This window comes from Brevibacterium sp. CSND-B09 (assembly GCF_052906525.1).
Map to the genome: position 1 here is coordinate 1,448,273 of NZ_JBREGI010000001.1, position 19,205 is coordinate 1,467,477.

14 protein-coding genes and 1 riboswitch are annotated in these 19,205 nt (G+C 65.4%); of the genes, 2 read left to right on the forward strand and 12 right to left on the reverse strand.

The window, feature by feature from the left end; all coding sequences use genetic code 11:
- Positions 1-91 precede the first annotated feature (91 nt).
- Positions 92-1,396 (reverse strand): diaminobutyrate--2-oxoglutarate transaminase, encoded by a 1,305-nt coding sequence (gene ectB, locus ACU4IU_RS06645; protein ID WP_446656232.1) that lies wholly within the window; start codon positions 1,394-1,396, stop codon positions 92-94.
- A 163-nt stretch (positions 1,397-1,559) separates the two neighbouring features.
- Positions 1,560-1,955, reverse strand: coding sequence for a diaminobutyrate acetyltransferase (ectA, locus tag ACU4IU_RS06650; protein ID WP_229664249.1), 396 nt, complete (start codon positions 1,953-1,955; stop codon positions 1,560-1,562).
- Positions 1,956-2,562: 607 nt separating this feature from the next.
- Between ectA and ACU4IU_RS06655 the strand changes: the two genes are divergently transcribed.
- Positions 2,563-3,822 carry an IS30 family transposase gene (locus ACU4IU_RS06655; RefSeq protein ID WP_139470450.1) on the forward strand — a complete coding sequence of 420 codons (1,260 nt, stop codon included), beginning with the start codon at positions 2,563-2,565 and terminating at the stop codon, positions 3,820-3,822.
- Between the two features lie 219 nt (positions 3,823-4,041).
- Here the strand turns inward: ACU4IU_RS06655 and ACU4IU_RS06660 are convergent, their stop codons facing one another.
- The 9 genes from ACU4IU_RS06660 to ACU4IU_RS06700 all read right to left on the reverse strand — a co-directional run bounded on the left by ACU4IU_RS06660 (position 4,042) and on the right by ACU4IU_RS06700 (position 17,189).
- Positions 4,042-5,529 (reverse strand): L-serine ammonia-lyase, encoded by a 1,488-nt coding sequence (locus ACU4IU_RS06660; protein ID WP_446656233.1) that lies wholly within the window; start codon positions 5,527-5,529, stop codon positions 4,042-4,044.
- A gap of 150 nt (positions 5,530-5,679) precedes the next feature.
- Entirely contained in the window at positions 5,680-6,078 is a 399-nt protein-coding gene (gcvH, locus tag ACU4IU_RS06665) for a glycine cleavage system protein GcvH (protein ID WP_172172378.1), read from the reverse strand.
- A 112-nt stretch (positions 6,079-6,190) separates the two neighbouring features.
- Positions 6,191-7,453, reverse strand: coding sequence for a glycine cleavage system aminomethyltransferase GcvT (locus ACU4IU_RS06670; protein ID WP_446656234.1), 1,263 nt, complete (start codon positions 7,451-7,453; stop codon positions 6,191-6,193).
- Positions 7,453-10,386 carry an aminomethyl-transferring glycine dehydrogenase gene (gene gcvP / locus ACU4IU_RS06675; RefSeq protein WP_139470403.1) on the reverse strand — a complete coding sequence of 978 codons (2,934 nt, stop codon included), beginning with the start codon at positions 10,384-10,386 and terminating at the stop codon, positions 7,453-7,455. Before gcvP ends, ACU4IU_RS06670 begins: the two co-directional genes overlap by 1 nt.
- A 129-nt stretch (positions 10,387-10,515) precedes the next feature.
- A riboswitch (glycine riboswitch) is annotated at positions 10,516-10,631 on the reverse strand.
- A 278-nt stretch (positions 10,632-10,909) separates the two neighbouring features.
- On the reverse strand, positions 10,910-12,199 hold the full coding sequence (locus tag ACU4IU_RS06680; protein WP_139470402.1) for an MFS transporter: 1,290 nt from the start codon (positions 12,197-12,199) through the stop codon (positions 10,910-10,912).
- A 91-nt stretch (positions 12,200-12,290) separates the two neighbouring features.
- Entirely contained in the window at positions 12,291-13,373 is a 1,083-nt protein-coding gene (locus ACU4IU_RS06685) for a phosphotransferase family protein (protein WP_446656235.1), read from the reverse strand.
- On the reverse strand, positions 13,370-14,629 hold the full coding sequence (locus tag ACU4IU_RS06690) for an acyl-CoA dehydrogenase family protein (RefSeq protein WP_446656236.1): 1,260 nt from the start codon (positions 14,627-14,629) through the stop codon (positions 13,370-13,372). Before ACU4IU_RS06690 ends, ACU4IU_RS06685 begins: the two co-directional genes overlap by 4 nt.
- The gene (locus ACU4IU_RS06695) at positions 14,626-15,405 is read right to left on the reverse strand and encodes an SDR family oxidoreductase (RefSeq protein ID WP_446656237.1); all 780 of its coding nucleotides are present in this window, start codon (positions 15,403-15,405) and stop codon (positions 14,626-14,628) included. The genes ACU4IU_RS06690 and ACU4IU_RS06695 overlap by 4 nt, the downstream gene beginning before the upstream one ends.
- A gap of 38 nt (positions 15,406-15,443) precedes the next feature.
- Positions 15,444-17,189, reverse strand: a complete 1,746-nt coding sequence (locus ACU4IU_RS06700) for a class I adenylate-forming enzyme family protein (RefSeq protein WP_446656238.1) — start codon at positions 17,187-17,189, stop codon at positions 15,444-15,446.
- 260 nt (positions 17,190-17,449) lie between these two features.
- Here ACU4IU_RS06700 and ACU4IU_RS06705 point away from each other — a divergent pair, with 260 nt between their 5' ends.
- Positions 17,450-18,064: a TetR/AcrR family transcriptional regulator gene (locus tag ACU4IU_RS06705; RefSeq protein ID WP_248284106.1), complete on the forward strand. Its 615-nt coding sequence runs from the start codon at positions 17,450-17,452 to the stop codon at positions 18,062-18,064.
- Positions 18,065-18,336: 272 nt separating this feature from the next.
- Here the strand turns inward: ACU4IU_RS06705 and ACU4IU_RS06710 are convergent, their stop codons facing one another.
- Positions 18,337-19,155: an SDR family oxidoreductase gene (locus ACU4IU_RS06710; protein WP_446656239.1), complete on the reverse strand. Its 819-nt coding sequence runs from the start codon at positions 19,153-19,155 to the stop codon at positions 18,337-18,339.
- Positions 19,156-19,205: the final 50 nt, after the last annotated feature.

Genomic DNA, 19,205 nt, shown 5'->3' on the forward strand with positions numbered 1-19,205 from the left:
CGGCCCGGCTGGGCGATCGAGCAGGTGAGCTCGAATCCGCCCAAAGCTCGGGCCGGCGCCACAGTTGCGACGCCGGCCCGGCAGAGGTGGGTCAGGCCAGTGCGGCCTTCGCAGCGGCGGGAGCGAACTTGAGCACTCCGGCCTCGATGATGTCCAGGCCCGCCTGCAGATCGCGCGAATCGATCGTCAGCGGCGGCATGATCTTGATGACTTCGTCATCGGCGCCCGAGGTCTCGAGCAGGAGACCGTTCTCGAAGGCATAGGCGGCGACCTTCTCAGCTACCTCGAGGTCCTCGAAGCAGACGCCGGCCAGCAGGCCGCGCCCACGGATCGAAGCGCCTTCGGCCTTCTCGACGATCGTGTCGAGGCGCTGGTGCAACTCGGCAATGGTGTCGGCGAGCTGGTTCTGGAACTCGTTGTCGGCCCAGAAGGTCTTGATGGCGGCGGTCGCGGTCACGAACGCGGGGTTGTTTCCGCGGAAGGTGCCGTTGTGCTCGCCGGGCTCCCAGACGTCGAGCTCGGGACGGAACAAGGTCAGTGCCAGCGGCAGACCCGAACCGGAGATCGACTTCGACAGGCAGACGATGTCGGGCTCGATACCGGCCTCTTCGAAGCTGAAGAACGAACCGGTACGGCCGCAGCCTGCCTGCACGTCATCGACGATGAGGAGGATGTCGTGCTTCTTGCACAGATCGGACAGTGCGCGCAGCCATTCGGCGCGAGCGGCACGCAGTCCACCCTCGCCCTGCACGGTCTCGACGATGACAGCGGCGGGCTTGTCGACGCCCGAGCCGGAGTCCTCGAGGACCTTCTCCAGCCACAGGAAGTCCGGGACCTCTCCGTCGAAGTAGTCGTCGTACGGGATCTTCGAGCTGTTGGTCAGCGGGATGCCTGCGCCTTCGCGCTTCATCGAGTTGCCGGTCACCGACAGCGATCCCAGCGTCATGCCGTGGAACGCGTTGGTGAACGAGAGCATGTGCTGACGGCCGGTCACCTTGCGAGCGAGCTTGAGGGCCGCCTCGACGGTGTTGGTTCCCGTCGGTCCGGGGAACATGACGGAGTAGTCGAGTCCGCGCGGCTTGAGGATGAGGTCCTGGAAGGTCTGCAGGAACTCACGCTTGGCCGGGGTCTTCATATCCATCGAGTGCAGAACGGCACCCGACTGCAGGTACTCGATGAGCGGGCCCATCACGGCCGTGTTGTTGTGGCCGTAGTTGAGGGCACCGGCGCCGGAGAAGAAGTCGAGGTACTCGTTGCCGTCTTCGTCCCACTGCTTTGCGCCCTGCGAACGGGCGAAGGTCGCGGGCCAGGAACGGCAGTAGCTGCGCACGGCAGACTCGCGAGTTTCGAAGATGTCGGGCTTGTCAGTGGGTGTGGGCTTAGCGCTTTCAGTCATGACTTGAGTCCTTTCGACTTCTTTAAGTTCTGCGTCTGCATCGGATGCAGTCGCCGAGGCGGTGGCCGCTGCCGCTCACTGCGGGCGATCTCTTCCGCCTCCTGGCACCTGGCGCGTCCATGCCCTTGGAACAGGGGGCCGCGCGGCGCCGGGGTGAGGCTCGTTACAGGGGTGCGATCTCGTAGAGGTACTCGGTGTCGTGGCCGTCCGGGTAGAGGTCCGGGGTGAACAGCGGGCGACGGTCGAATCCGGCGCCGCGCTTCTCAGCGAACGCCTGGAACAGGCGGTTGGACGCCGCGTTGTCGTCGGTGATCGTCGTCTCCATGCGGAGAGCGCCGGTCCGGTCGGCCAGTTCATGGAGCATGGTCGATGCGAGTCCGTGTCCACGGAAGTTCTCGTTGACGGCGACCTGCCAGATCATCAGGGTGTCCGGATTCTCCGGACGGGTGTAACCGGTGATGAAGCCGGCGGGTTCTCCGTCGATTCGTGCGATCACCGAGGTGTCCGCGAAGTCGCGGCACCACAGCAGGTACGAGTACGAGGAGTTCAGGTCGAGCACGGCTGTGTCTTTCGCGAGCCGCCATAGATGTTGTCCGTCCTCCAGTTCTGGAGTCCGGACGTCGATTTGCGTCTTCGGTTCAGCGAGTGCGTTAATCACGCCAACAAACCTAACGGGCTGAGATCGAGCGTCAACCTCGAAAGTGCCGATTCCGGGGTACTTCCGCAACGATCGTCCCGAGCTACCGACATGTAACGGACCCGGCTTTCCCCATGGCATCTCTGGGATGTGACGGGGCGCTCCTTCGCGCTCATACCGCGCCAGAGGTTCGTTATCGTTTCGTTACATTTGACTGGAGTTGGAACAAGGGTTCCACGTGTTCCATGTCACTTTGCTTGAATTTGGATAGCAAGGTGTCCTGTTGCCCGAGGTTGCCGTCTGAGGCTCTGCGGGCGGGATCGAGGCGGCTGCGAAGTAGTTCGCGCAGGCGCGAAGGTGTTCGCGCAGCGCCGCCATCAGCCGGATGCTGCGCGCCTGCCGCCGCCGACACGAGTTAAGTGTGCGAAGAATGTCGCCTTGAGACCGGCGGTTTCTAGGTTCTAGTGCAACACCCGGTCTGACCAGCACTATCAGACCGGGTGTTTCCACTGAACGAAGGAACACCCCCATGACCACGCACTACAGACGTCCACGGCTGCCCTTCCACGTCCTCGACGAACTCTTCTGGCTCCTCCTCGAAGGCAGACCACGATCAGCGATCGCTGACCACCTCGGCATCAACCTCAACACCGTCACCCGGTGGGCGCGGCGACTCGGCCTGCCCAAAGGCAGGACCGGCAGAATACTGTCCATGCCGACCACCATCGTTGCTGCCCCGGCACCACCACGACCACCTGCCTACCGCCACCTGACGATCGCCGACCGAATGACGATCCAGGCTGGCCTGCAATCAGATCCGCCATTGTCGATGAGAACCATCGCGACTCAACTCGGTGTTGCTCCGTCAACCGTGTCCCGAGAGATCCGCCGCAACCGACTCATCCAATACGACAGAATCAGCCCACACCCGGTCTACAGTGCCGCCGGCGCCCACGGCCGCACCTATGCCCGACAGGCACGCAAGAAACACCGTCGCACACGTCTCGAGGATCCGTGGCTGCGGGCTCACGTGATCAACGGGCTCAACGACAAGTGCTCGCCCGAACAGGTCGCCGGTAGGCTTCGGCGTGACTACCCTGACCGGAAGGACCTGCACGTGAGCCACGAAACGGTCTACCAAGCTCTCTACGTCCAAGGACGCGGATCCCTGCGTCACGAGCTGGCCGTGGTCAAAGCCCTCCGATCGGGACAGACGGGAAGGAAGCCACAGTCGAAGCTGCCGCGTCGGTCCAACCGTCCCTGGCTCGATGGTGCCTTGTTGACCGACCGTCCCTCACAAGCTGCCGACCGCACTGTTCCTGGCCACTGGGAGGGTGATCTCGTCGTCGATTCCCACGCCGGTGGCCTGGTGACCGTCTTCGAACGCCGGTCCCGGTTCTCCTTGATCCGGAAACTGCCGAACAACCGCGAATCGGTCACCGTCACCGGACTAGTCCAGGACATGATCGCTTCCCTGCCGGAAGCGTTGTTCTCGACTCTCACGTGGGACCAGGGTCAGGAGATGGCTGAGCATCTGCGGATCACTGTCGCCACCGATTGCCAGGTGTACTTCTGCGACCCGCACTCACCCTGGCAACGACCGACGAATGAGAACTCCAACGGTCTCGTTCGGGACTACTACCCGAAGGGCACGGTCTTCGATGAGTCGGTTACTGACGAGGAGATCCAGGCGATGCAGGATCAGCTCAACCGCAGGCCGCGGAAGGTCCTCGGGTTCGCGACCCCGGCCGAGGTCCTGGCTGATCTGTTGCATGAGCAGGTAGCCTGAGACCAGCCCACTGTTGCACTAGAACACTGAGCCCACCACCGATTTTCGGCATTCTTCGCACACTTAACTCTTTCTCCCCGCTGCTTCAGGCCGCTGCAGAGGTACGGAAGTAGATGAGTGCGCAAAGCCGGCTCGAGAGGCCGCGACTCAGGTGAGCGCCGCTTGACTGGCTCCGAACCTCAGACGCACTGACCTCAGCACTCGACGACCCGTCCTGCCTCAGCACTCGACGACGTTGACGGCGAGGCCGCCCATCGCTGTCTCCTTGTACTTCGAGGACATGTCCGCGCCGGTCTGGCGCATCGTCTCGATCACCTCGTCGAGGCTGACCCGGTGCTGGCCATCGCCCCACAGAGCCATGCGGGAGGCGTTGATGGCCTTGCCGGCGGCGATCGCATTGCGTTCGATGCAGGGGACCTGCACGAGCCCGGAGATCGGGTCGCAGGTCAGTCCGAGGTTGTGCTCCATCGCGATCTCGGCGGCGTTCTCCACCTGCTCGGGTGTTCCGCCCATAACGGCAGCCAGTCCCCCGGCGGCCATCGACGAGGCGGATCCGACCTCTCCCTGACAGCCCACCTCGGCTCCGGAGATCGACGCCCGCTCCTTGTAGAGGACTCCGATGGCTGCCGCGGTGAGCAGGAAGTCGACGATGGCTCGATGCTTCGCGGACTCGCCGCCTTCCTTGACTGCGGGAACGTAGTTGAGCGCATAGTGCAGCACGGCGGGGATGATGCCGGCCGCCCCATTCGTCGGCGCGGTGACGACGCGGCCTCCCGAGGCGTTCTCCTCGTTCACGGCCATCGCGATGAGGTTGACCCATTCGAGGTAGTAGCCGGGATCCCGGTCGGGGTCCTCGGCCTTGAGTTTGAGGTACCAGTCGTGTGCGCGGCGGCGGACCTTGAGCCCTCCGGGCAGATAACCGGAGCGGTCCAGGGACGCCGAAGCGCATTCCTCCATCACCGAGTAGATGTGGAGCAGTCCGTGCCGGATCTCGTCCTCGTCGCGCATCGACAGTTCGTTGGCGTGCATGATCTCGGCGATGGACAGATCGTTCTCGCGGCAGCGCTGAAGCAGCTCGACTCCGGAGTGGAAGGGGTAGGGCAGCTCTTCGTCGTAGGACTCGAGTTCGGCATCGACGACAGAATCCGCGACCGCGAACTCGACGCCCGCGCCTGCACCGCTGCCGTCGGCAGCTGCACCATCCTCGGCGGTCTTCTCTTTCTCGAGGAATTCGGTCTCCGAAGTCACGAATCCGCCGCCGACGGAGTAATAGGTCTCCTCGGCGAGAGTCTCCCCGGCAGCGTCGTAGGCGGTCACGGTCATGGCGTTCGTATGGCGCGGGAGGACGGTCAGCGGTCGTTTGACCATGTCATCCTCGGTGAACTTGAGTTCGACGCCGTTGCCGGTCGAGTCGCCGAGGATGATCGTCCCGGTCTCGGACATCCGTGTCCGCCGGGCGGTCAGTTCGTTGGCTTCGATGAGATCGGGGCGGCAGCCTTCGAGGCCGATGAGGATGGCGTCGAAGGTCCCATGGCCGGCACCGGTGGCGGCCAGGGAACCGAACACGTCGACGCGCAGATCCGCCACGGAGCTCAGCGAATCGCTAAGGAGGTCGATGAAGCTCGCGCCGGCACGCATCGGTCCGACGGTGTGGGAGCTCGACGGTCCGATGCCGACCGTGAAGAGGTCGAAGACACTCAATGGCATGGCAATCACTTCGTTTCTGATGAGATGACGACGGGGCCGACCGAACAGCCGTGCACTCACGTGCATGGCAAGCCGATGCCGACGATGTGTCGGCACCGACCTCGACCGACCCCGCTTCAGGGTTTATATCCTCCGCCCGGAGGATGAGGCTCAGAGGGAGTTCGCCTCGGCGTAGCCGGCGGCGTCCATGACTTCGCCGACCTCGGTCACGGCGACCTCGAACAGCCAGCCCTCACCGTAGGGGTCGGAGTTGAGCAGTCCGGGTGAGTCCACGGCCGCCTCGTTGATCGTGACGACCTCGCCGGTGACCGGGGTGTAGAGGTCGGACACGGACTTCGTGGATTCGACCTCGCCGCAGGTCTCACCTGCGGTGACGGTGTCGCCGACCGCTGGCAGGTCGACGTAGACGACCTCGCCGAGGGCATCGGCGGCGACGGCGGTGATGCCGACCTTGACGGTCTTGCCGACGAGCTCATCGGCAGCGCCGTCGACCCATTCGTGTTCGGCGGAGTAGGTGAAGTTCTGCGGGAGCGGGGGCAGCTGTGCCATATGTCTTCCTTACTGTGACTGCCGCCGGAAGGGGCGGTCACGACGTTGTTGTGCCAGGTGGGACCAGTCTACGAGTCGCCGGTCCCACCAGGATGAATTGTGGGTGAGAGCTTCAGTCGGCCTGGCGCTTGTAGAACGGCAGCTGTGTGACGGTGAAGTCGTGTGCCTTGCCGCGGATGTCCACGGTCACGGCGGTGCCCACCTCGGCGCGGTCCCGATCGATGAAGGCCAGGGCGATCGGGTGGCCGAGCGTCGGCGAAGGCTGACCGGAGGTGACGGTGCCGACCTCAGCGCCGTCGATCGACACGGCGGCACCGGAACGGGCGGCACGGCGTCCTTCCGAACTCAGGCCGACGAGCACGCGCGGCGGTTCGGTCTCTCCGAGCTTCGCCAGCGCCTCGCGGGCGAAGAAGTCGTCCTTCGTGTTGAACCCGATCATCCGGCCAAGTCCCGCATCGTACGGGGTGGTGTTCTGATCGAGTTCGTTGCCGTAGAGCGGCATTCCGGCTTCGAGGCGCAGCGAATCGCGTGCAGCCAGACCGCAGGGAACGAGTCCGTAGTCCGCACCCGAGGTCACGAGCGTGTTCCACAGGCGGGTGGCGCCGATGTTGGGGACGTAGAGCTCGAACCCGTCCTCACCGGTGTATCCGGTGCGGGCGAGCATGAGGTCGATCCCGGCGATCGTCAGCGGCATCCACGCGTAGTACTTGAGTTCGCGCACCGCCTGACCGATGGTGATCTTCGCATCCCCCGCCGAGGTGGCTCCCCCGTTGGCATCGTCGGTGACCTGGGCCTTCGCCTGGTCGCCGGCGCCGGTGCGGGGTCCGAATTCGCCGTGGCCGGATTCGTCGAGGGCGCGCAGGATGATCGCCTCCGAGTTCGGCCCCTGCACGGCGATGAGTGCGGTGGCGTCGGACTCGTCGGTCAGGTGCACATCGGAGCCGGGTGCGACGGTCTGCACGAATTGGTGCACGCGGTCCTTCAGCGCGGCGACCACGGTGGGCGTGTTCGAGGCGTTGGGGACGATGAGGAACTCTTCGTCGCCGATGCGGTAGGTGATGAGGTCGTCGAGCAGGCCGCCTGACTCGTTGACTATGACTCCGTACTTGGCCTTGCCGATCTTCATCTTCGAGTACTTCGCGACGAGGGCATAGTCGAGGAATGCGGCGGCGTCGGTTCCGGCGATGCGCACCTCTCCCATGTGGGAGAGGTCGAAGAGGCCTGCGGCCTCACGCACGGCACGGTGTTCGGCGAGTTCCGAACCGTACTTCAGCGGCATGTCCCAGCCGCCGAAGTCGGTGAACGAGGCACCGAGCTCGGCGTGGATGCTGTGCAGCGGCGTCTCTTTGGGTGTGTTCGCGGTCGTATCGGTCATCACTTGTCCTCTTCCTCGAACTCTTCGAAGGCCTCTGGCGGCGGGCAGGAGCACACCAGGTTGCGGTCGCCGTAGGCTCCGTCGATGCGGCTGACCGGCGGGAAGTACTTCGTGAGGCGCAGCCCGGGAACGGGGAACACCGCGGTCTCGCGGCTGTACTTGCCGTCCCAGTCGTCCATCACTGCGGTCGCCGGGTGCGGCGCGAGGGCCAGCGGCGACTCTTCGTAGGTGTACGACTTGCCGATCTCGTCGATCTCGGCGCGGATGGTGCGCATGGCCTCGATGAAGCGGTCGAGTTCGTCCTTGTCCTCGGATTCGGTGGGTTCGACCATGAGGGTGCCGGGCACCGGGAAGGCCAGGGTCGGGGCGTGGAAGCCGAAGTCGACGAGGCGCTTGCAGACATCTTCGGCGGTGACGCCCGTCGCCGAGGTGATCGCGCGGAGGTCGAGGATCGTTTCGTGGCCGACGAGTCCGTTCTCTCCCGAGTAGAGGATCGGGTAGACGTCGCCGAGCTTCTTCGCCAGGTAGTTCGCACCGAGCAGAGCCGAGCGCGAGGCTTCGCGCAGTCCTTCGGCACCCATGAGTTCGAGGTAGGCGAAGCTGATGGGCAGGACTCCTGCGGAGCCGAACATCGATGCGGAGATCGGCAGCTCCTTGGCGTCCGGGTCACCGGCGACGAGCTCCGGCAGCGTGGCATCGCCGGGCAGGTACGGAGCGAGGTGTTCGCGCACCGCCACAGGGCCGACTCCGGGGCCGCCTCCTCCGTGGGGGATGCAGAAGGTCTTGTGCAGGTTGAGGTGGGAGACGTCGCCGCCGAATTCGCCGGGCTTGGCGAGTCCGACCATGGCGTTGAGGTTCGCACCGTCGACGTAGACCTGCCCGCCGGCGGCGTGAACCTTGTCGCAGACCTCGCGGATCTGCGGTTCGAAGACTCCGTGGGTCGACGGGTAGGTGATCATGATGCCGGCGATCTTGCCTTCGTGCTTGGCGATCTTCGCATCGAGGTCGTCCATGTCCACGGAGCCGTCATCGGCCGTCGCGACGACCTGCACCTGGAGTCCGGCGAGCACCGCGGAGGCGGCGTTCGTGCCGTGCGCGGACTGCGGGATGAGCACGACGGTGCGGGCATCGTCACCATTGGCCACATGGTAGGCGCGGATGGCGAGCAGTCCGGCCAGCTCACCCTGCGAGCCGGCGTTGGGCTGCAGGGACACGCGGTCGTAGCCGGTGACCTCGACGAGGGAGTCCTCGAGGCGGCCGATGAGTGCGCGCCACCCCTGGGTCTGTTCGACGGGGGCGAAGGGGTGGATGGAGGCGAATTCCGGCCAGGTGATGGGTTCCATCTCGGCGGCGGCGTTGAGCTTCATCGTGCACGAGCCCAGCGGAATCATCGTCCGGTCCAGTGCGAGGTCACGGTCGGCCAGAGTGCGCAGGTAGCGCATCATCGAGGTCTCGGAGCCGTGGGCGCTGAAGACGGGGTGGGTGAGGAATTCGGTGTCCCGGTGGAACGACGCCGCGAATGCGGGCTCCGGAACGGCGTTGGCTCCGAAGGTTCCCGCCGAGGCGGCTTCGAAGTCGTCCGCGTCGACCCGGGCATAGATGCCTAGGGCTTCGAGCAGGCCGTTGGCATCGGCGACGGTGTGGGGTTCGCCGAAGGAGACGCCGACGGTGGTGTCGTCGATGACGCGGATGTTGTATCCGGCTTGGTCGGCGACGTAGCGGGCGGCTTCGGCATCGGCCACGCGCAGGGCCACGGTATCGAAGAATTCCCAGGTGAGAACCTCGGCGCCGGGGGCGGTGTCCGCGGCACCTGCGAACGCGTGGGCGAGGCGGTGGACGCGGGAGGCGATGCGGGTCAGACCGACCGGGCCGTGGTAGACGGCGTACATGGAGGCGACGTTGGCGAGCAGCGCCTGCGCGGTGCAGATGTTCGATGTCGCCTTCTGGCGGCGGATGTGCTGTTCACGGGTCTGCAGGGCCAGGCGGTAGCCGGGCTTGCCCTGGGCGTCCTTGGATACTCCGACGAGGCGGCCGGGCAGCTGGCGCTGGAGTCCGGACTTCACGGCCATGAAGCCGGCGTGGGGGCCGCCGAAGAACAGGGGCACACCGAAGCGCTGGGCCGAGCCGACGGCGATGTCCGCACCCTGGGAGGCGCAGTCCTTGAGCAGAGTCAGGGCCAGCAGGTCGGCGTCGAAGGTGACGAGCGCACCGCGGTCGTGTGCTCCGTCGACGGCTTCGGTGAAGTCGCGGATGGCTCCGGTGGTGCCGGGCTGGGCGCAGACGATGCCGAAGATGTCTTCGCCGACGAGGCCCTCGGCGAGGTCGGCGACGGTGACGCGGAAGTCCATAGCCTTCGCCCGGGCGCGGACGACGGCGATGGTCTGCGGGTGGAGTTCGGAGTCGAGGACGACGGTTGTCCCCTTCTTCACGGCTCGACGCATGAGCAGGACCGCCTCGGCGACGGCGGTGGCCTCATCGAGGAGGGAGGCATTGGCGATGTCGAGGCCGGTGAGGTCCTGGACGACCTGCTGGAAGTTCAGCAGCGCTTCGAGCCGGCCCTGGGAGATCTCGGGCTGGTACGGGGTGTAGGCGGTGTACCAGGCGGGGTTCTCGACGAGGTTGCGGCGGATGACGGCCGGGGTGATCGTGTCGTAGTAGCCCTGGCCGATGAGCTGGGTGCGCATGACGTTCTGTTCGGCGAGGTCGCGCAGGTCGCCCAGCACATCGAATTCGGAGCGGCCGGCGGGCAGGTTGAGCTCGGTGTTCTGGATGGATTCCGGGACGGCAGCGGAAGAGAGCGCTTCCAGGGAGTCATAGCCGAGTTCGGCGAGCATGGCCTGCACGTCGTCGGCGCGGGGGCCGATGTGGCGGTCGGAGAAGGGGCGCGCGGTGTCCCCTGTTGCCTGCGTCGTATGGGCGAGTGAACTGGTCAATTGCCGTCCTTGGGTCGGTGTCGCGCCCACCGAATTGGAGGACGCAGCGATCGCTGAGTGTCCTCCCCGATCTGTCGGATGCGTGGTCGCACCGCACGTGTGCGGCGAACTCGCGTCCTTCAGATATGCCTGCAATCGGTGGTACTGGGCCTGAGAGTTTCCCGGGGAGGGAATTGCACCTACGGCGCTGCTCGGAAGTCCGGCTCGATTCGGCCCGACTGCGGCAGCTCTCCCACGTCTTGTCTTAGCGGCGTATGAAGTTATGTGCAGAACCAGTTGGGCCTCTGAAGCCCCCAGCTGAGACTGCGCCTCCGATTCTAGTGAATGAAATCACCCCCGACAAACCCCCTGCTGGCCCCCTCGCTGTGGCCACTCTTCCAACTGCCGCGAGGACCAGCTCCCCGCGGCAGATCCCCTGCATCTCCCATGCAGAAATAGGTCGCTATCGGATACTTTCCTTGCTCAGAAGTATCCGATAGCGACCTAGATTCGCCGAGGCGGTGCTGCGGTCCCGCCGCGATGTTCAGATCGCGTTGAGGTCCTTGCCCTTGGTCTCGGGCAGCTTGACCACGGCGACGATCGTTGCCAAGCAGAGCAGGACCACCCAGCCGCTGGAGAGCCAGCTGAGGTCGAGCGAGTTGAACAGTCCATTGAGATATGGTGCCGTTCCGCCGAACACAGCCACAGAGACCGAGTAGGCGAAGCCGATTCCCTGGGTGCGGACCTTCGTCGGGAAGGCCTCGGACAGGACTGCCGACAACAAGGCTCCTGCCATCGAGACCACGAGCAGTGCCAGCGTCGACGCAACGAACAACGTCCAGCCGGTGTCCGTGATCATGCCCATGAGCGGATACTGCAGGATCGCCATGAGCACTCCGAAGCCGATGAGCACCGGCCGACGACCGATCCGGTCGGAGAGGAATCCCCAGAAGGGCAGCGACGCGAGTGCGATGATCTGCGCACCGACGGTCGCCCAGTAAGCGGTCTGCGCATCCATACCGCGCTCGGTGATCGCCAAGGTCGACGCGTACGACGTCCAGGTGTAGTGAGCCGCGGTGATACCGGAGGTCATGAGCACGACGAGGACGATCGCACGGGCCACGCGGCCGCGATCCAGCGGGGTCGGGTCGACAACTTCTTCCGCTTCATCGGCTTCGAAGACATCGCTTTCGACCATTCCGCGCCGCATCCACAGCGCGACGAGCGCGAGCAGACCGCCGAGCGCGAACGGAATCCTCCATGCCCAGTCGGAAACTGCCGCCTCGGAGAAGACGTTCGTGATCACGCCCCCAATCGTGTAAGCGACGACCGAACCGCCGAAGATGGCGACGAAGACGATTGAGCCCCAGAAACCGCGCTTGTGGGCCGGAGCGATCTCAGCGATATAGGAGTTCGCCGTTGCCGACTCCCCTCCGTGGGCGAAGCCCTGTGCCACTCGGATGAGAAGGAGGATGAGTGAGGCGAAGACGCCGATCTGACCATAGGTCGGCAGGACGGCGATGAGGAACGAACCGCCTGCCATGATGAGCATCGTGACGATGAGAACGAACTTGCGCCCCTTCACATCGGCGATCTTCCCGAACACGATGCCGCCCAGGGGTCTCATGAGGAACCCGACGGCGAAGACGCCGAGGGTCGCGAGGACGGAGGAGACTGTGTCCTCGCTGTTGAACATCGCGGCGGCGATGAAGGGCGTGAACACCGCGTAGGCGCTCCACTCGTACCATTCGAGGATATTGCCGATGGTGCTCGCGACGACGGATCGCCGTTTCAGCTGCAGAGGCACCTTTGTCTCTGCGATCGTATCGGTCATGGCTTCCTTTCCACTGCTTCATTGGAGGTGGTGATGCTGTATATCTCTGTGGTGGTGTTCGGTGGTGCGGATACTCCTATCTCGCTCGCCGTCACACGACGGTGGAGGCGACGGCTTCGGCGGCTGCGATGAGTTCGGGGACCCCGGTCTCGAGGCTGCCGGTGAAGTTACCGGCCGACGGCGCCTCTCCGTTGAGCCATCTGGTGTAGATGGCTTCGCTGAAGATCGCGGCCTTCCACAGCGCGAAGGCCTCGTACCAAGGCAATACGGACAGGTCGAGGCCCGTCTTCTGCTGGTAGCGCTCGGCGAGGTCGGAACGGGTGAGGAACCCCTCCCCCGCAGTGACCGGGGTGAGGTCCATGACCGTGCGCGGATTCTCGCGGTCGGTGTAGGTGACGAGGAAGTAGCCGAGGTCGGCGAGCGGATCGCCGAGGGTCGACATCTCCCAGTCGAGGATCGCTGCGACCTCGACCGGCGTCGAGGACGCGATCATCGCGTTGCCGGCACGGTAGTCGCCATGGACGACCGCGTGCCGCTGAGTGGCCGGAATGTTCGCAGCCAACCACTCACCGAGGCGGCTGACCTGGGGCAGCGACCGCTGAGTGTTCTTCCCCCAGAGGGAGGCGAACAACTTCACCTGGCGCTCCAGGTACCCGTCCGGACGACCGAGCGCGGCCACCTCGGGAACTGCGACGTCGACCGAGTGGAGGTCGACGAGGCGGTCGACGAGGGCTTCGCTGAGAGCTCGACGGTCGGCCGCCTCGGCGAGGAAATCAGGCAGTGTGTCGGTGACGACTGTGCCCGGCACGAAATCCATGATGTAGAACGGCACGCCGAGGACCGATTCGTCCTCGCAGACGTGGAGGATCGTGGGCACGGCCACTCCCTGAGCGCCGAGGACCTTCTGGATCTTCGCCTCCCGGACCATGTCGTGAGTCGATTTCGGGATCGGCGGGCGCGGTCCGCGGCGCAGCACCACATCGAGGTCATCACGCCGGATCCGGAAGGTGACGTTCGACTGGCCCTCGCCGATGCGATCCCAGCGGACGGGACCGGACCCGAGGCCATGCGTGTCGAGGTAGTCGGTGAGGACGTCGACGATGAGCAACGGCGGTGCGGACAGTGCCTGCGCCTCGGCCGCGGTGTCGACGACGTCGATGAGCTTCTCGGTCAACGCGCCTCCCTCACGATGTCGAGGCGGGGAGCTCCCGCGGCGACTTCCTTGCGCCGCTTCGATGAGGCACGACGGGAGATCGCGAACTTGTGCGTCTCGGTGGCGCCGTCGTAGATGCGGAACGGACGGACGTCGTTGAGGTACTGGACGAGTGGCAGCTGGTCGGAGACGCCGTCTCCGCCGGTGAGCTGGATGGCCCGATCGATGACACGGTAGACGGCTTCGGAGCAGTAGACCTTCGCGATCGAAGATCTGGAGTTCGCTTCCTTCGCATCGGTGGCGAGCACTTCGGAGGTCTTCGTGATCATCGCGTCAGAGGTTTCGATGTCGATGACCGACTGCGCGATGAGCTCCTGCGCGAGGCCCTGACGTGCGAGGACGTCGCCGAATGCCTCGCGATGTTCGGCACGGTCGAGAGCCGTGTCCAGCGCCCGGCGGGCCAGTCCCAGCCACCGCATGCAGTGCGTGAGGCGGGCGGGTGCCAGGCGAACCTGGGCGTAGGCGAATCCCTTGCCGGGTTCGCCGAGGATCGCCGAGGTGGGGACGCGAACATCGTCGAAGTGGACGTAGGGATGGCCGCCGGCGATCGTGCGATCGACGGTGTGGATCGGCCGCCCGACGCTGACACCCGGGGTGTCCTTGGGCACGAGGAACATCGTGGCCGCCTGGCCCATCTTCGCCTGCGCGGAACCCGAGCCCTCGGTCGCAGCGACCGACTCCTCGGCGTCGGTGGCGGCCATGACGACGAAGAAGCTGCACAGCTCAGCTCCGGAGATGAAGCGCTTGTCACCGGTGATGACCCACTCGTCACCGTCCTTGACCGCGCGGGTCGCCAGCGCCGACGGGTCGGAGCCGGTGCCTGGATGTGGTTCGGTCATGGCGAAGGAGGAGCGGACGTCGCCGGCGGCCAGCGGGGCGAGGAACCGCTCCTTCTGCTCCTGCGTGGCGATCTGGGCGAGCATGTGCATATTGCCCTCATCGGGTGCCATGCAATTGAGCACGGCGGGCCCGATCGGCGAGTAGCCTGCCTCCTGGAACACCGGGGACCAGAACTCGATCGACACGCCCTGGCCGCCCCACTCGGCAGGCACGTGTGGAGCGAAGACTCCGGCCTCCTTGGCTTTGGCCTTGAGGTCGGTCAGAACCCCTTCGTCGAGGTAGTCCCCGGGATGAGGTTCGGCGGGTATGACGACGTCGCGGATGAAGGTGCGGGTGCGCTGGCGCAGCTCTTCGACGTCTGCGGGAATCCGGCTCATGCTGTGCCTCCTGCTGTGATGAGTCCGCCGTCGGCGGTGAGGATCCGGGCGGTGATCCAGTCGGAGTCGGACGACGTGAGGTAGGCCGCAGCTGCGCCGATGTCCTCGGGAGTGCCGAGCCGGCCGGCCGGATAGGCGGCGGTGACTTCGGCTTCTCTGCCTTCGTATAGCGCGGTGGCGAAGCGGGTCTTGACGACGGCAGGGGCAATTCCGTTGACGCGGATATCGGGTCCGAGTTCGACGGCAAGGGTCTTCACGAGGTGGGCCACGGCGGCCTTCGAGACGCCGTAGAGGCCGATGCCCTTGCTCGGATTCTGGCCGGCGACCGAGGAGATGGACAGGATCCGACCCTTGTTCTCCCGGAACTTCAGTCCCTCGTGATGGACGGCCCCCTGGATCCAGGCCAGAGTGCCGAGAACGTTGACCTCGAGGATCTTGCGGGCGGCATCGAGCTCGATGTCGATAGTGTCACCGTAGACCGGGTTGATGCCGACGTTCGTGACGAGGACGTCGAGGCGGCCGAACTTCTCGGCGATCGTGTCGAACACCTCGGCCCGGTGAGCCGAGTCATCGGCCTTTCCCGCGATGCCGATCACGGTGCCGTCGGGGAATTCTGCGACAGTCTCGGCAAGCGGTTCGGGCTTGCGGGCGGTGAGGATGACGGTCGCCCCTTCGACTTGCAGCCGCTTGGCGATGCCGAGTCCGATGCCGCGACTCGATCCCGTCACGAGGGCGACCTGCCCTTCGAAACGGCGTCCGATCGTTGATTCGCTCAATGTCTCTCCTGTCTTGAATGGTTGCCGGTCAGTGGTGCCTATTTATCTGACGCTGCTTCTCTTCCGGAGTCTCGCAGCAGCCTGCGTTGGATCTTTCCGGTATGCGTCTTCGGCAGGTCTGACATGACGTGGACGGTGCGCGGGTACTTGTACGCTGCGAGGCGTTCTTTCGCGAAGGCGATGAGCTCCTCGGCGCTGACGTCTTGGCCGGTGCGCAGGGAGACGTAGGCGACGACGGTCTCGCCGCGGTAGTCGTCGGGCTGGCCGACGACGGCGGCTTCGAGCACGGCCGGGTGTTCATAGAGGACGTCTTCGACCTCGCGCGGCCACACCTTGTAGCCGGAGGCGTTGATCTGGTCCTTGATCCGATCGACGAGATAGATCCAGCCGGCTGCGTCCATGACTCCGACATCGCCGGTGCGCAACCAGCCCTCGTCGAAGGCCGCCTCGTTGGCTTCGGGCTTGCCGAGGTAGCCGGGCGTGATCTGAGGCCCGCGCAACTCGAGTTCGCCGGCGCTGGAATCGGTGATGACGGTCCCGTCGGCGATGTCGACGATGCGGGCTTCGAGTCCGGGGAACGGCACGCCGATGGCCAGGGTGTCCGTGGCCGGGTCGACAGGCGCCTCCGTGTTCGGCGGGACTCCGATGACCGCCGAGGCGGTTTCGGTCATTCCGTAGATGTTGTGGATGTAGTGGCCGAACCGCTTCCGGAAGCGCTCGACCGTGGCCGGCGGCACGGGGGCTCCACCGGAATAGAGGTAGCGGATGCTCTGCAGGTCCTCAGCTGTGGCCGATTCGTGTTCGAGCAGGGCGTTGTAGACGGTGATCGAGCCGATGGTCACGGTGACCTTGTCATCGCGGATGGCGGTGACGATCTTGTCCGCGTTGACGCGGCCGATGAAGTCGAGCGTGATCGGAAAGATCAGCGAGGTCGCCGCGCAGGCGACGGCTCCGGTGATGTGGAAGAGCGGGGCGATGGCGAGCATGACGTCGCCTTCGCCGAGGTTCAGCCAATCTCCGTACGACCGGGCCACGGCGAGCACATTGCGATGGGTGCCGACGGCGCCTTTGGCCGGTCCGGTCGTGCCCGATGTGTAGGTGAGCAGGGCGGCGTCGTCGAGGCCCGGCAGCAGTTCGGTGCGGTGGTCGGGCGCGTCGGTGCGCTTGGAGGCGAGGAAGGGACCCCACGAATCGACGGCGATCCCGGACTCGGCGGGGGTCGCCTCGGCGGGGGTGGTTCCTGACTCACGGGCAGCTGCGGTCTGGGCGTCGCCGATGAGGTCGGAGGGGTCCCGGTCGTATTCGTCGTCATCGGTGGTGAGCACCCAGGTCAGGGAGCCACCGGCGAGGGTCTCACGAACCTGGCCGAGGTCTGCTTCGTCGCAGATGATCGCCGAGGCAGCCGAATCGTCGATGAGCGCGCGCAGTTCGCGGCCGCGGTACATGGGGTTGAGGACGAGGGGGACTACGCCGATCTTCCAGGCCGCGAGCAGCGCCACGGCGAACTGCGGGACGTTCTGAAGGTAGACGCCGACGATGTTCGACTTCTGCAGGCCGCGGGAGAGGAACCCGGCGGCGAGCGCCTCGGCTTCACGGTCGATGTCGGCGGTGGTGAACCTGCGGCCACGGTAGGTCACGGCGATCTGACTGGGGGCCGCCTCGACGCGGGCGTTCCACGCATGAGCCGTGGATGCGTCGTGGATCTCCGGCGTCTCACCGACTCCGGCGGGGTAGAGCCGCGTCCACACATGCCGCGTGGTGGTGGAAGTGCTGTCGGCTGCCATCTGACTGTCGCCCTTCATCGTGTCGGGACCGGAGCATCTCAGCTTCGGCCGACCGAGCGCTCGCTCGGTTAGTTCTGTATCGTAGGTCACACGACGACCGGGCGCAAGGGCGGCCCGGCATGACTGTCGACCGCTCGGGCAGCAAAGCGATCGAACTCAGAGATGGAGGGACGCTTCGGGGGTCGAATGGAACTGCGGGGCAGGAATGGCCGTAGATTAGGGATGAGAAGACAGTGAGACGGAGCAGGCAGGGACAACTCGTGAGCAATGCACCCATGATCGATTGGCGGGACTACGACGCCCCGTTGCTCTCGCCGATCCTCCAGGCCGCTCTCGACAGCTTCGTCACGGGCGGCTTCCACGGCACGAGCATCCGGCAGCTGGCCGGCGCAGCCGGGCTGTCAGTGCCCGGCCTCTATCACCATTTCGCGTCGAAGCATGCGATCCTCGCCGAGATCGACCGTCTGGCGATGGAGGATCTGTGGCAGCGCAGCGTCGCGGCACTCGCCGACGGCGGGCAGGAGCCGACCGCGCGCTTCGACAGGCTCATCGAATGCCTGCTGCTCTTCCACGCGCACCAGTCCGATCTCGCCTTCATCGCCTTCAGCGAGATCCGAGCGTTGAAGGATCAGCACCGGGATGCTCATATCGCCGCTCGTGACCGGCAGCAGAAACTCCTCGACGCGGTGGTCGAGGAGTGCGTTGCCGACGGCAGCTTCACCACGGAGTTCCCGCGGGACGCCTCACGTGCGATCACGACGATCTGCACGGGCGTCTCGCAGTGGTACCGGGCCGGCGGCGAACTCGACCCAGCTGGTGTGGCCGAACGCTACGGCGAGATCTGTGCGCACGCCGCCGGCCTCCCGGTGAAGTAGGGGCCAGCAGCCCGCGAACTGTTCCGCAAACCCCGCCTGCACAGGATTGTTGGGTCGATCCACGGTGGTTTCCACGCCTGAAACACCATGGATCGACCCAACAATGCGCCTCAGAACGGTGCCGCAAAGAACTTAGGTCGCCATCGGATACTTTCCGTCAAGAGAAGTATCCGGTGGCGACCTGGATTCGGGTGCAGATGTCCGATGGCGACCTATGTTTCGGGCTGCCGTTTATCGGCAACCAAGGTTCAGCCGCAGGCTCAGCCTCGGTGTCAGGCGCTGCCGCCGGCGGTGACAACTCCCCCATCGGCTGTGAGCACCTGAGCGGTGATCCAGTCGGCGTCGTCCGAGGCGAGATAGGCGACGGCACCGGCAATGTCCTCGGGAGTGCCGAGGCGCTTGACCGGGTACGCGGAAGCGACTTCTTCCTCCCTGCCTTCGTAGAGCGCGGTGGCGAACTTCGTCTTGACCACTGCCGGAGCGACGGCATTGACGCGGATGTCGGGCCCGAGCTCCACGGCGAGAGTCTTCGTCAGATGCGAGACCGCCGCCTTCGAAATGCCGTAGAAGCCGATGCCTTCGCTCGGGATCTGCCCGGCGACCGACGACAGGGTGACGACGCGGCCCTTGTTCTCGCGGAAGTTCAGGCGCTCGTGGTGGACGGCGTCCTGTACCCAGGCCAGCGTGCCGAGGACGTTGACGTCGAAGATCTTCCGCGCAGCGTCGAGTTCCATGTCGACGAGTGGGCCGTAGACCGGGTTGATTCCGGCGTTGGCCACGAGCACATCGAGGCGACCGAACTTCTCAGCGACCGTGTCGAACACCTCTGCCCTGTGAGCCGGGTCGTCGGCCTTGCCGGCGATGGCGAGCGCCGTGCCTTCGGGGAACTCCGCGACCGCCTCACCCAGCGCTTCGGGCTTGCGCGCCGTGAGGACGACGGTGGCGCCCTCCGCGTTCAGCCGCCGAGCGATTCCGAGACCGATGCCGCGACTGGCACCGGTGATGACAGCGACCTGTCCTTCGAAGCGGCGACCGGATTTCGGAGCCGCCGAGGTGGCTGCCGACTGAGTGGCGGAGGTGCTGTCTGACATAGATGAACTCCAGTGTTCGTGCTCTGACATGGTCATTCGGCGCTGACCTG

What these genes read in the sequence shown, in the direction of transcription:
- ectB (WP_446656232.1), bottom strand. Translation starts at nt 1,396, where the DNA reads ATGACTGAAAGCGCTAAGCCCACACCCACTGACAAGCCCGACATCTTC.
- ACU4IU_RS06655 (WP_139470450.1), top strand. Translation starts at nt 2,563, where the DNA reads ATGACCACGCACTACAGACGTCCACGGCTGCCCTTCCACGTCCTCGAC.
- ACU4IU_RS06660 (WP_446656233.1), bottom strand. Translation starts at nt 5,529, where the DNA reads ATGCCATTGAGTGTCTTCGACCTCTTCACGGTCGGCATCGGACCGTCG.
- gcvH (WP_172172378.1), bottom strand. Translation starts at nt 6,078, where the DNA reads ATGGCACAGCTGCCCCCGCTCCCGCAGAACTTCACCTACTCCGCCGAA.
- ACU4IU_RS06670 (WP_446656234.1), bottom strand. Translation starts at nt 7,453, where the DNA reads ATGACCGATACGACCGCGAACACACCCAAAGAGACGCCGCTGCACAGC.
- ACU4IU_RS06680 (WP_139470402.1), bottom strand. Translation starts at nt 12,199, where the DNA reads ATGACCGATACGATCGCAGAGACAAAGGTGCCTCTGCAGCTGAAACGG.
- ACU4IU_RS06690 (WP_446656236.1), bottom strand. Translation starts at nt 14,629, where the DNA reads ATGAGCCGGATTCCCGCAGACGTCGAAGAGCTGCGCCAGCGCACCCGC.
- ACU4IU_RS06700 (WP_446656238.1), bottom strand. Translation starts at nt 17,189, where the DNA reads ATGGCAGCCGACAGCACTTCCACCACCACGCGGCATGTGTGGACGCGG.
- ACU4IU_RS06710 (WP_446656239.1), bottom strand. Translation starts at nt 19,155, where the DNA reads ATGTCAGACAGCACCTCCGCCACTCAGTCGGCAGCCACCTCGGCGGCT.